This is a genomic window from Flavobacterium sp. KH_035, from assembly GCF_057839565.1.
The window spans coordinates 722,735-734,540 of the sequence record NZ_CM174492.1 but is presented as its reverse complement, the minus strand read 5'-3'; the positions used below and the strand labels follow the sequence as shown (position 1 = coordinate 734,540).

The window sequence follows — 11,806 nt, the reverse complement described above, 5'->3', positions numbered from 1 at the left end:
TTATTTTTTAGCGGTTGGGGCAGGGGTAGTAGCGGTTGTACAAGACACCACCTGTTTTTTGATTACTGCTTTTTGTTTTGGTGCGATTTTCAAACTTTTTCTTCCGGTATGCGATTGCCTGTCAGAAACACTAACTTCATTGATTTTCAGTTGTGCCTGAAAGTCAAAGTGAGAGGCATTGCCACAGTTCGACAAATCATAATCTTCAAAACCATCTGAGGCAAGCTCTGTATATTTAGCATTTGAAGCTACAGCCACCGGAAAACGATTGTTGTATCCGTATAAAGCCGAAGAGTAACGTTGTAAGGCGTCTCTATTTTCAACTTCCTGTCCCGCCGGATTGTATTGGGTTACCTCAGAGGCAAAAGTCCAGAGTTTGTCGCTGGTAGTGTTTTTTGCCCAGGTATTTTTTTCAGGTTCAAATACATAGAAAGGAGAGAAATCATTAAAGAACCCTGTTTTACGAGGTGTTGGATCTGTTGTATAGTTTCTTCCTGTTAAGTAAGCGTATGATCTGTTGGCTCTCCAGTTTCCTAAAATGTTATACAGGTAAGGATTGAATGATCTTTTTATAATATCATCTTCCTCTGCAGTATTGTTTTCTTTCTCGTATTCAAATTTTAATTTACCGTTTTCAAAAGTCATTTTAGGCAAATTACATTCACACTGAGAAGGCCAAATATCATTGTACTGTACCGCGGAAGCGTTTACAATTCTGTTGCTGGAAGTAGAAGACATAAACGGTTCTTTTCCTATGTTTTCTTTTATTTCAGTTATTTTATTATTCCCATCATAATCGTACAATGGATTAGTCATAGAAGTTACGCTCGCCATAGAAGCCATTTGCATGTTTCTATATCCGGAACGAATTACTTTTATTTTTGCTGTAGTAATAACATCTGGTTTAATAAGGAGTCCTTTTTCGTCGATAAGTTTAAAGTTGGAACCGGTTACATGAACTGCCCATCCCTTCATCATGGTTCTGGTTTTACCATCCGGAGCTAAACCATTAACCCATAATTCGTCACCATCAATTAAATAGTCAGATTCAGTAAAGTCTTCTTTAAATTGGTATTGGTTATTTCCTGTTGTTATAATATTTGATTCTAACCCAATATTTTTGGCAGCCTGGCTCATTCCGGCATAACTCCAGTAAGCAGGAAAATTAAAATTAAAGTATTTGTCGTTGTATTCGTTGATCGTTTCAGTCAATAAAACATCACCGGTTTCAGCATCAAAAGCAAGATTTTTAGTCGATACTTTTGAACCCAAATCATAAGCTATTTTTTCAGATAGAATACCCGTCGTATGGATCACCTTAGTGGTTACAGCTGTTCTAATCTGACTTTCGTGTTTGGAATAGCTAGGTAGTGGAACAGGTACAACGAGAATGACAAACAATAAGGGTATCCCGGCTGTATTAAAATGAATTCCCACATTATCTGTGTTGGATTTACTCTCTCTAAAGTCGTTAACTACATCATAATCGACCCCAACTAACGTAGAAGCTATCTTGCCTTTTGAATCAACAGTCTGAACAGTATTGTTTAGTCTGCCTTCATTTCTGTTTTTTGCATTAGTTATGGTATTGTATTTATAATCAACACCAGAGATAAAATCTTTTTGACCTTCTCCATATACACGCTGACTTTTCATCTTACCATCCATATCATTGGTATGAACAGAGAACCCCTGAGATAAGGTAATATGATCTCTTACTCTTAAGTTAAGAAGATTGGCTAATGTCGATGATTTGTCATAATTAGAAGATAGCGTGGTGCGATCTGTAATTGTTGGATAATCTTTAGAGGTATAAAACTCTGTTACCACAGATCCTGTAGCATGTTTTTTTACGACACTGTTAACAGGGGAGGGATCGTTCCGTTTGTCTCTTGGTAAATTAGTTACGGTTACCCTGCTGTAGGTAACTTTTGGAGATGGAAAGTAAGATTCACCAAAAGGCTCTTCAACATAATTGGTATTGTCCGGACCAAGTGGCAGATCCCTTTTGCTTAGATCGTAAAAAGGTTTTACAAAAGGATTTTCTTTGCATCCCAATGGTTCATAAGTGGCAACACCGGACGATTTTCCATTTTCAGTTTCGTAAGCGTATTGTTGTCCGTAAGTTTGTTGGTACAGTTTATTTTCTGTATTTTCGGTCATAACATTCCATTGGTCATTGATCGCAACTTCTTTAACACGTGTACCGCCTCCAATTTTCTTTCCGCTTGGCTGGGTAAGTCTGATCCATGATTTATTGGTAACAAATCGGCTTGCAATTCCGGTTTGTTCTAATTTGGCATTTGGACTTTTAAAAATATCTAAAAGTGTCGGAATCCACCCAATCATTTCGATAACAATACTTTTCAGGTCAGTGGTATCCTCTTCGTTATGCATACTGTACACCAGTCTGTTTAAATTTTGTCTTCCGAAGTTCCAGCCTGCTTTTGTGATAGGGTTTACTTCATGAGAATCAGCATTAAAGCCATCACCTTTACCTACATAATCAACAGGTAGTGCAACATAGTGTTTGCCATTTAATTCCAGAAAGCCACAATCAACAATGCTTTTCTTTTTTCCGGTAGCAGGATCATCTTTTTTCTCTGTATTAAGATAACCTGTAACATAATCATATTTATCAGTTCCGTCTATTCCGGGTAGTGGTTTTGGATTTACCATGTTCAGCAGAAACCTGAAATACAACGGATTTTCAGCGCCTCCGATATTTTTTAAATACTTATCATAAAACAGCTGAGGGATTTTAGGATCAGTTATAGACAATTGATTATCAATTTTATGGTCTAATTCAACATAGATATACTTATCAAGTGCCTTCTTTTCAATTCCGCTTGAAATATTGGCAGCTGTAAGTTCTTCTTTCGTACCGCTTCCAACAATTTTAAACATTTGCATAGCATCCTTATTTTGTACAGAACTGTAATCGTCAGATTCGTAATTGAGTTCCATAGTACCTCCGGAAGGCATACGAATAGATTTAAGAAGCCAGGCACTTGCATATTCATCAGCCTGAGCTCTATTACTTTGGTTTACAAATGGAAATTCCGCATTTGATAGTTGTGCTGTTGTAGCTTCATTTACACCTTCTTTCACTTCTTTGTAATTCCCCCACACGTCATAAGCTTTCATGTCGTATTTTGGGTTGAATCCATAGTTGAAAACATACGGGGTGTATTTCCCCATATTAGAGTTTTTATAAGTAAAGTAAACTTTACTTAAAGTAAGTTTTCCTTCATTGTTTACAGAATTGTCAATACCTGGACATAAGCTGTAATTGTATTCGAAATGGGCTTCTTTTATTGGAGTTGCTTTGTCTTCAGCTGCAAGATATTCCGGTTTTGAATACAGCGAAATTTTGTCCAGTTTATACATCTTTTGGGAACCTGCTCCTGCTACCCCTGTTCCTCCATTTTCATCAATAACACCCAAAGCATCATTTCGTTCTGAGAGATGAAAGATTGCTATATGTGTTTTAGTTACTATTTTTTTGATATAATGAAGTTCTTTCTCCCCATATTGATAATTTCCTTTGTCATCTTTTTTACTCGAACGTAGGCCTTCATCATAGTTGGCTTTGTTTTGTTTAAAAGGCACTCTCCATTTGTATAATTGGTCAGTAGTTTTATTTTCGTATTCAAATTTTGTATAAGATCCTAAATCGTCATCTGTCGGGCCGTCATTACTTAAATCCTGATAATCTGAAGATAATACTGATGTTAGTAAATAAGAGTGTGCATACGGAGGTGTTGTTACTCTATTAAAATATTGATCACCATCTTTATTATTTTTTATCGAATTATCAACGCCAGGACTATAGTTGATTAGTCCGTTTTTATAGTCCAGATCTTTTGGATCTCTGTTTTTGTCGCTAACGTCAAATGTTACTTCTCTTTTGATCTTATTATAAGCAGCTTTGCCGTAAATATAGCGCTCACCCCCTTCTTTTGTAATTCTTATTTCAGTGGTATGATGGTCTCTTGAAAATTGACTTGGCTGATTTTTTGAGCCGAATCTTTTTGCTTCAACTTTCGTTAATTTTTGAATAGATTGATTTCTCGATAAACGTGACGCTTCTCTTTTTACTAATCCGGTGTATGCTATTAAGCCACTATTTTTGGAATAGTTTATATCGGTACTTCTGGCGAACTTACCACCATTTAATCCAAGTTTTATAGCGTCATAACGGCCTAATTTTGTGTCGAACAAGTCGAGTTCCTTATCTACATGATTTCCTCCGATATTCTTGAAGAATACTTTTTCATAATCAGGCCTGTTACCTGTTTTTTTCTCTCTGAATCTTCCTAAAGCTGGATTTAAAGTACTCCAAACTGACGAACGGCTTTTGCCTAAAGTTACTGTGGCATTAAATCCCCAGTGAGTTAATGACGGGACACCTATTTCTATACCAAGATTTCCTCCGTGGCTGTCGTCTATTGTTTCTTTGTCAAATACATACCCTACCTGAGATTTGTAAGGTCTGAATGCTCCGGAAATACCTTGTCCCTGAATGTTGTACAAATCATAAGTATTGTTAGTAATAGGTAAAGAAGTTGTATTTTTATTAAACGTTCTGTCTTTTTCCCTGTTAAAATCTAAGATGTCCGTATCAGAGGCATTGTAAGTATTTTCATAACCATATGCTTTTTCTGTTTTGTTTTTTTCAGATTCTTTGATTCCCTGGCTGGTTCTGTATCCCGAAAATTTCATTCCTGGCTCAACACCCCAAAATTCGAGTCCTATATTCATATTAAACATAAAATTTGAGGATACCATTGCTGCTCTTTTTGTTGGGGTGTAAGAGGCATCAATATAAGATGAAGTTGCATCCATCTTATAGGCTGCAACTTTACCTTCTTTACGTTTTACGGAAGCAGATAAAGTTGTAGATTCTATCCCCTTTCTACTATTGTAACTCACACCAAGACTACCTGTTAAAGTATTGTCTCTTGTTTTACTACCCTTAATTTTAGTATCAAACGTTATACTTGGTGAGACAGAAACACCTTCAGATGCTGAAGAGGAAAAATCCACTCCAACGCCAAGATTTCCAGCAATTTGAGCACTTATTCCACCAGTTGCAGTGGCGCCAAATCCGTCATAATTATTATATTTGATATTCATTCCAACACTTGGTGTGATTTCATTAACTCCAAAAGCAGCAACATAAAAATTGTAGTTTGATCCAACAGTTACATTAGGTTTCATGCTGTTTTCATAGGTCATTTCATCACCATTAAAATCATCAGGTAAACCACGCATTTGTCTGGTGATTTGTCCTACGTTCAGATCCCATCCTAATCCAACCCATGACGCTTCCTGATCCATACTTACTCCTGAAGTATAAGCCAGATTGAGCGGATATCCGCCAACATCCATTATTGGAATATTATAATTAAAGTCACCACTCGCCAAATCAACCATGTCTGAAGTTCCAATAGGAGTAAAGGATTCAAACTCCGGTTGCGATGGACCACCAGTCAATGCATAAATTTGCATAGGCTGAAAGGTTTCCAAAAGAATCATCATTGCTAAGTAAATGGCAACAGTTTTTTTAAACTTACTGGTTTTTGACTGAATCATAAGGCTATCTGAGTATAGGTGTCTTTAAATTGAAATTTTAATGTTCCTTTTTGAAAAAGGTAATCACTATAGATTAATTGTATTTTTTCGTTGGGATCAATGCCTGAAAAAAATAATAGGACTCTTTGGTAAGGCGCAATTTTGTAATTGCGTTCATAGGTAACTCCTGAACAGGTAATGGTGTCTTTCTTTGAAGTAACAACATAGAAATCCTTTTCTAAACCAAACGACATATATTTTACAGCGTCGGTATATTCCATGCTTGTAAATTCGTTTGCCAGTAAATCTTTTTCTTCGTCTTGCTGGAAAGTAAATTCAATGATACGTTCTCGTTTGTTGGCTTCGTAGAGAGAATCGACAGGAACCAGGTTCTCACTTCCTAAATCTTTTAATAAGTAATATTGAATTGGGACTTCAATGGCAGTAAAGCCTATATCGTCTGCTTTTTGGGTATAGGCGCGAGATTTCCAACCTATTTTTTCTAAGTTGAAGTAGCGGTCTCTGATTTCAGAGTCTTTAGAATTATTATTATCTTCCTTTTTGCAGGAAAAACTAATAATAAAGCAAAAAATACAAAGTAACTTACTGAAGTCCTTCATATCTTTTATTTATGTATGTAAGTAATTCTTTTGTTATTGTAATTTTCTCATCGGCATACAAAACATTTGTCTTGTTATCTGAGCCGATGATTAACTGATAACCATTTTCTTTAGAGAAGTCTTCTGTGTAGTTATGAATTCTCGACCAGATCTTTTGAGATTCATTTGAAGCGAATACTTGATTGAACTGTTCAAGTTCTTCTTTCGCTTTTATAAATTCTTTCATCAAAGATTCTTTCTCAGAATTGCTGATAGATTTTGATTGTATTTTTGCGTATAAATTATCTAAAGCCGTTTTTCGGGTATTAAATTCCTTTTCCCCTGTTCGTTTTAATTCTTTGGTCATTGCAAAACCATCAAATAATTCTACATTGCTAACATAGACTATTTTTATTCTAGATGTAAAATGAGTAAAAATTACATAAAAAATTAGTGCGAAAATTAGTAAGGAATTGAAAATGAGCAACAAACTGCTCTTATTTTTTACCATGGAAAGACTTGTTAAATTTTTCCGTAAAAGTAGTTTTTTATTTTTCTTAACAAAGAAAATTCTTGTATTTATTTTATTGAATTCTTAATTTTTTAAGACTGTTGCGACATTTATTGTTGTTAATTCGTCAAATTAATAGCTATTTTACGGAATCCCGTAATTTTTACTTACAAAAAAAATGTTGCTTTTTTTTAACAAAAAAGAATTTTTGAAGATTTAATCTTGTATGATTCTGTTTTTGTAATAGAACAATTTTGGTAGGTAAGGATGTGATTTAGTAAAGATCAATTAATTAAAGATCAATAGTTTGTAAGTAGTTTTAAAATGGTTGAATTTGTATAATGATTAAACTAATTGGAAGTTGTTTTTTTAGTGTCTGACTGTAACAAGCTTGTTTTTTTGTAAGAATTCAATTTTGGATGTTTTTTTTATTTAAAACATTAAGGGTATAATTCGATAAATTCCGGTTGAGTTTATAAAGGTGATTTTTTGAATTAAAATGATAAAAAATGGAGTATTAAGGTTTAACCTTTTGGTAATGTTGCAAAAAATCTAAATCTTTATTTTTAACTCAAAATTAAAGTTATGGAAATCAATTGGGTAGTAATAGGAATTGTAGCAGCCGTCGTAATAGTCGTGATCGTATTTACAATCAAGAAAAATCAGAAAGAGAAAAAGAAACTGACAGACTTATTAAATAACGATTTTAAGAAAGCGGAGAAAGAAAGAGTAGATGCCGAAGATTCTGCGAATGAACATTAAGAAGTTTTCTTTAAAAATAAAAAAAACCGTATTTCAATAAAGTAATACGGTTTTTTTGTGGAGAATACCGGATTCGAACCGGTCACCCCTTGCCTGCCAGGCAAGTACTCTAGCCAAATGAGCTAATCCCCCAAAAGCGAGAGCAAATTAAGTCAATTAATTTTCAAAAAGCAAATTTCAAATCACTTCAACCGAAAATATTTTTCAAAACCGTAACTTTACGATCAAATTTATTTTTTATGAGTGCAGAAAAACAAGACGGTTCTTTACAAACTACTTTTCATAATGCTGTTGCAACGGTTGAATTTGGGCATCCGGCCAGCAATTCTTTCCCAAGACAATTATTAGATCGTTTAACTTCAGAAATTAATGCTTTAAGTGAGAACAAAACAGTTTCGGTTATTGTTTTGCAAAGTTTAGGGGCTAAGGTCTTTTGCTCCGGTGCTTCTTTTGATGAGCTGTTGGCAGTGAAGAATGAGCAGCAGGGAACACACTTCTTCTCTGGTTTTGCTCATTTGTTAAACGCAATGAGAAACTGTTCTAAAATTATTGTCGCTCGTGTTCAGGGAAAAGCAGTTGGTGGCGGTGTTGGAATTATTTCGGCTTGTGATTATGTTTTGGCGACTACTGAAAGTGCGGTTAAATTGTCAGAGTTGGCAATCGGAATTGGTCCTTTTGTGATTGAACCCGCCGTTTCGCGTAAGATTGGAAAAGCAGCAATGGCCGAAATGACTTTGGCAGCACACGAATGGAAATCGGCAGCGTGGGCATTAGAGAACAAATTGTTTACGGAAATTCATAATGCGGAAGATTTAAATACCGCAGTGGTAAATTTTGCGCAACAATTAAGTTCTTATAATCCCGATGCTTTGTACGAAATGAAGAAAATTATTTGGGAAGGAACAGAACATTGGGAATCATTGCTTATCGAGCGTGCAGGAATAACAGGAAAATTGGTTTTGTCTGATTTTAGCAGAAAAGCTCTAGAGCAGTTTAAGAAATAGTAGAGACTTTAATAGTATTAGGTTCTTTATTGAGATTCGGATTATGATATTTGTCATTGGTCGCAGCGGCGAAGAAGTATAATTTTGAAAACTGTTAAAAAGGTTTCAGGCACCGATCGAGATTAATTTTTTTAGGTTTTGAGTTTTTTTTTACGGTTGAACATAAACAATAAATCAAGATGAGAATTATTTCGTTGTTGCAACAAATTGATGTTGCAGAGAAAATTAAGACTGCTCCGGACAGCAGTTATCAGATTGGAGTAGTAATCGGATCCTTCATTCCTTTCGTAGTTTTAATCGGAATTGCGTATTGGATGTATAACAGAGCCAAAAAAAGAGACGAGAACGGTTATTAATTTGTAAATTTGCAACCTAAAATTCAAATCGATGAGTAATATCAGAATTACAAAACAATTTAGTTTCGAAACCGGACATGCTTTATACGGTTACGACGGAAAATGCAAGAACGTTCATGGTCACAGTTATAAATTATCGGTAACGGTGATTGGTTCGCCAATTACAGACCGATCGAATGTGAAATTCGGGATGGTGATTGATTTTTCGGATCTAAAGAAAATTGTAAAAGAAGAAATCGTCGATCAGTTTGATCATGCTACGGTTTTTAATGAAACAACACCACATATCGAATTGGCAAATGAACTAAAAAATCGTGGACATCATGTTATTTTAGTGGATTACCAGCCAACTAGTGAAAATATGGTCGTAGACTTTGCCGATAGAATCACGGCACGTTTACCTAAAGAAATTTCTCTTTTCTCTTTAAAACTTCAGGAAACTGAATCTTCATTTGCAGAATGGTACGCTTCAGATAATTTGTAAAAAAGTAAATTGTGAGATGTAAAAAGTTAGACGTTTCACATTTTACATTTGGTATCTCACAAATAACATCTCATATCTCACAAAAAAATAAATGAAAAAAGTATATTTCGCTTCTGATCAGCATTTTGGAGCTCCAACGCCAGAGTTGAGCTTACCGCGTGAAAAGAAATTTGTAGCATGGCTGGACGAGGTGAAAGGTGATGCCGAAGCTATTTTTTTATTAGGAGATTTGTTTGATTTTTGGTTTGAATATAAAACGGTCGTTCCAAAAGGTTTTGTTCGTATTTTAGGGAAACTGGCGGAAATTCGGGATAGCGGTGTTCCTATTTATTTTTTCGTGGGTAATCATGATTTATGGATGAATGATTATTTTGAAACCGAATTGAATATTCCGGTGTATCATGACAATAAGGAATTTACTTTTAACGGAAAAACATTTTTAATTGGTCACGGTGACGGAAAAGGGCCTGGTGATAAGGGGTACAAACGAATGAAAAAGGTATTTACAAATCCTTTTTCAAAATGGCTGTTTAGATGGCTTCATCCTGATGTTGGCGTAAGTTTAGCGCAGTATTTATCAGTCAAAAACAAATTGATTTCGGGTGATGAAGATGTGAAATTCCTGGGAGAAGAAAACGAGTGGCTGGTTTTGTATGCCAAACGCAAACTGGAGACCAAACACTACAATTATTTTATTTTTGGCCATCGCCATTTACCGATGGTTATTCCGGTTGGAGAAGACTCCAAATATGCTAATTTGGGCGACTGGATTGGTTATTTTACCTACGGAGTTTTTGACGGAGAGACCTTTGAGCTTAAAAAGTTCGAATAGCAGCTATTTTTTATTACCTGGATAAATTCCGATTTTGTGTGTTCTCAAAACGTAATTTGACTTTTGTTTGTTGTTGGAAAGTTGGAATGTAATGGCATTCGACAGCTGCTTTGGCATATGACAAGCTACACAATTGTCTGCCAATAACTGTTCGGAACTGTTTTTTAGCGTTGTTGCGTTGTGTTTTAAGTCCTGATGGCAACTCATGCATATTTTAGAATAACTCACAAGATTCGACGAAGCATTTGCATGTGGATTATGACAGGTCATGCAATCCATAGTTTCGCTCTTCTGGAAACATTTACTTTGAGCAAGTAAGCCTAATTGATTGCCATGTACATCAAAATGAATACTGTCATTTGAGGCATGAGTAGCTCTGAAATAGTCGGTAATATTATCCCCGGGTTTAAATTGAAAACGGGATTTCATTTTTAATTTGTCGTTCCCGGAGTGGCAGAGTGCACAGGCATCTAATCTTTGTTGTCTGGTCAGCTTTTTAAAAGAAATAATACTTTGGGTTTTGTTTTTTAAATCAGGAAATTTCAAATGGGTTTGAATGTGTTGCTTAGCGGGTCCGTGACAACGTTCACAGTCGATTCCGAAGATCAAAGTTTTTTTATTCAGGAAAGGCTCCGTTTCCATTGCCATGCCTTTAACCCGATCCGAACTTGTGGTTACAAAACTGCCTGCAATATTTGAACTATGACAAGCATAACAATCTTTGGGGATTTCTCTGGTAAAGTTAGCTGCGTCAGCAGGATAACCAGGACTTGTTGCCCAGTTGTTTAGTGATTTGTAGTACGATATTGGCAGCTCGTAAGTAGTATGGTTTTTCCAGAATGCGCTTGTTTGGGCATGTTTAGTACCAAAAAGAATATCAAACGGATAGGCTTCGATTTCTTTTCCGTTTTTGTAAAGTACCTGGTACAGACTGTCATTGCGTTCTTCCATGACTAATTTGGTGGTTTTGTCATACACGAAAGTATTGTGCCCCTCTGTAAAATGGCCCAATATGTTTTCTTTAGAAGCGGGTGAGGTTGCTTTGAAATGTGAACTGTGAAAAGCAGTTTCGTATTGCACCTTATGACATTGAATACAGCTTTCAGAACCTGCATAATCAGTTCCTCTTGGGTCAATGTAATTGTCAGATTCGTTCTTGCAACCCGTTACAAAAAAGAGTAATGCAGCAACAGCAAAAAGAATGCGTATTTTTTTCATTGTTGTAAATATACTTTTTTTTGAATACAATCAAAATATATTTCAATAATGAAAAGATGTTGTTAAAATATTTAGAATGCTTCTTAATTTAGACCAACTCCATAAACATATTCGTCTAGCTCAATTCTAAATAAAGAACCTTCAACTAAATCTTTTAGCGATTTTAACTCTTTGATAGAAACGGCTAAATCTATTGCTGCGTATGGGGTTTTAAGTAAGAATTTGTGACAAGAGTTTTTTAGTTCGCAAGCTTCGCAACAGGCATTTTCAATCATACTGTCTTCAATTAAATCACAAAAATAATTGAGTTCCTGAACCGTGAAGTAAAATCCGGTTTCTTTAAAAACCAATTGTATTTTGTCAGTGATGGTTTCGTTTTCCTTTTTCCAGTAAAAGGCAATTCCAAAGTTATTGTGGTATAATTGTTCTATTTCTCTCATTACAGATCCTTTTATTTCAACAA

At 35.3% G+C, this 11,806-nt stretch carries 10 protein-coding genes and 1 tRNA gene; 5 read left to right on the top strand and 6 right to left on the bottom strand.

Annotated features, from left to right (window positions below; all coding sequences use genetic code 11):
- From AC3IS6_RS03360 to AC3IS6_RS03350, 3 genes are read right to left on the bottom strand one after another with little or no spacing between them, the layout of a single operon-like run.
- On the bottom strand, window positions 1-5,598 hold the full coding sequence (locus AC3IS6_RS03360) for a hypothetical protein (RefSeq protein WP_489163536.1): 5,598 nt from the start codon (window positions 5,596-5,598) through the stop codon (window positions 1-3).
- On the bottom strand, window positions 5,595-6,197 hold the full coding sequence (locus AC3IS6_RS03355) for a hypothetical protein (RefSeq protein WP_489163534.1): 603 nt from the start codon (window positions 6,195-6,197) through the stop codon (window positions 5,595-5,597). Before AC3IS6_RS03355 ends, AC3IS6_RS03360 begins: the two co-directional genes overlap by 4 nt.
- The gene (locus AC3IS6_RS03350) at window positions 6,181-6,687 is read right to left on the bottom strand and encodes an OmpH/Skp family outer membrane protein (protein WP_489163533.1); all 507 of its coding nucleotides are present in this window, start codon (window positions 6,685-6,687) and stop codon (window positions 6,181-6,183) included. Before AC3IS6_RS03350 ends, AC3IS6_RS03355 begins: the two co-directional genes overlap by 17 nt.
- A gap of 585 nt (window positions 6,688-7,272) precedes the next feature.
- Between AC3IS6_RS03350 and AC3IS6_RS03345 the strand changes: the two genes are divergently transcribed.
- Window positions 7,273-7,449, top strand: a complete 177-nt coding sequence (locus tag AC3IS6_RS03345) for a hypothetical protein (RefSeq protein WP_489163531.1) — start codon at window positions 7,273-7,275, stop codon at window positions 7,447-7,449.
- Between the two features lie 58 nt (window positions 7,450-7,507).
- Here AC3IS6_RS03345 and AC3IS6_RS03340 read toward each other — a convergent pair.
- Window positions 7,508-7,581: transfer RNA gene (locus AC3IS6_RS03340), tRNA-Ala, on the bottom strand.
- 107 nt (window positions 7,582-7,688) lie between these two features.
- On the opposite strand from AC3IS6_RS03340, the gene AC3IS6_RS03335 reads away from it, so the two are divergent.
- The 4 genes from AC3IS6_RS03335 to AC3IS6_RS03320 all read left to right on the top strand — a co-directional run bounded on the left by AC3IS6_RS03335 (window position 7,689) and on the right by AC3IS6_RS03320 (window position 10,125).
- Window positions 7,689-8,453 carry an enoyl-CoA hydratase/isomerase family protein gene (locus AC3IS6_RS03335; RefSeq protein ID WP_489163529.1) on the top strand — a complete coding sequence of 255 codons (765 nt, stop codon included), beginning with the start codon at window positions 7,689-7,691 and terminating at the stop codon, window positions 8,451-8,453.
- A gap of 179 nt (window positions 8,454-8,632) precedes the next feature.
- Complete coding sequence (locus AC3IS6_RS03330; RefSeq protein ID WP_489163527.1) at window positions 8,633-8,809, top strand: hypothetical protein; 177 nt, start codon at window positions 8,633-8,635, stop codon at window positions 8,807-8,809.
- A gap of 31 nt (window positions 8,810-8,840) precedes the next feature.
- Complete coding sequence (locus AC3IS6_RS03325) at window positions 8,841-9,293, top strand: 6-pyruvoyl trahydropterin synthase family protein (RefSeq protein ID WP_173966012.1); 453 nt, start codon at window positions 8,841-8,843, stop codon at window positions 9,291-9,293.
- A gap of 91 nt (window positions 9,294-9,384) precedes the next feature.
- A complete protein-coding gene (locus AC3IS6_RS03320) occupies window positions 9,385-10,125 on the top strand; it encodes a UDP-2,3-diacylglucosamine diphosphatase (RefSeq protein ID WP_489163525.1) in 741 nt (246 codons plus the stop codon).
- A gap of 3 nt (window positions 10,126-10,128) precedes the next feature.
- Here AC3IS6_RS03320 and AC3IS6_RS03315 read toward each other — a convergent pair whose 3' ends face one another.
- Together AC3IS6_RS03315 and AC3IS6_RS03310 are read right to left on the bottom strand one after the other, a co-directional pair.
- A complete protein-coding gene (locus AC3IS6_RS03315) occupies window positions 10,129-11,343 on the bottom strand; it encodes a cytochrome c3 family protein (RefSeq protein ID WP_489163524.1) in 1,215 nt (404 codons plus the stop codon).
- Between the two features lie 83 nt (window positions 11,344-11,426).
- On the bottom strand, window positions 11,427-11,783 hold the full coding sequence (locus tag AC3IS6_RS03310; RefSeq protein WP_489163522.1) for a hypothetical protein: 357 nt from the start codon (window positions 11,781-11,783) through the stop codon (window positions 11,427-11,429).
- Window positions 11,784-11,806: the final 23 nt, after the last annotated feature.

Excerpts from the sequence above, each read along its gene's own strand:
- AC3IS6_RS03355 (WP_489163534.1), bottom strand. The coding sequence starts at position 6,197 with ATGAAGGACTTCAGTAAGTTACTTTGTATTTTTTGCTTTATTATTAGT.
- AC3IS6_RS03315 (WP_489163524.1), bottom strand. The coding sequence starts at position 11,343 with ATGAAAAAAATACGCATTCTTTTTGCTGTTGCTGCATTACTCTTTTTT.
- AC3IS6_RS03360 (WP_489163536.1), bottom strand. The coding sequence starts at position 5,598 with ATGATTCAGTCAAAAACCAGTAAGTTTAAAAAAACTGTTGCCATTTAC.
- AC3IS6_RS03310 (WP_489163522.1), bottom strand. The coding sequence starts at position 11,783 with ATGAGAGAAATAGAACAATTATACCACAATAACTTTGGAATTGCCTTT.
- AC3IS6_RS03320 (WP_489163525.1), top strand. The coding sequence starts at position 9,385 with ATGAAAAAAGTATATTTCGCTTCTGATCAGCATTTTGGAGCTCCAACG.
- AC3IS6_RS03335 (WP_489163529.1), top strand. The coding sequence starts at position 7,689 with ATGAGTGCAGAAAAACAAGACGGTTCTTTACAAACTACTTTTCATAAT.
- AC3IS6_RS03330 (WP_489163527.1), top strand. The coding sequence starts at position 8,633 with ATGAGAATTATTTCGTTGTTGCAACAAATTGATGTTGCAGAGAAAATT.
- AC3IS6_RS03345 (WP_489163531.1), top strand. The coding sequence starts at position 7,273 with ATGGAAATCAATTGGGTAGTAATAGGAATTGTAGCAGCCGTCGTAATA.
- AC3IS6_RS03350 (WP_489163533.1), bottom strand. The coding sequence starts at position 6,687 with ATGGTAAAAAATAAGAGCAGTTTGTTGCTCATTTTCAATTCCTTACTA.
- AC3IS6_RS03325 (WP_173966012.1), top strand. The coding sequence starts at position 8,841 with ATGAGTAATATCAGAATTACAAAACAATTTAGTTTCGAAACCGGACAT.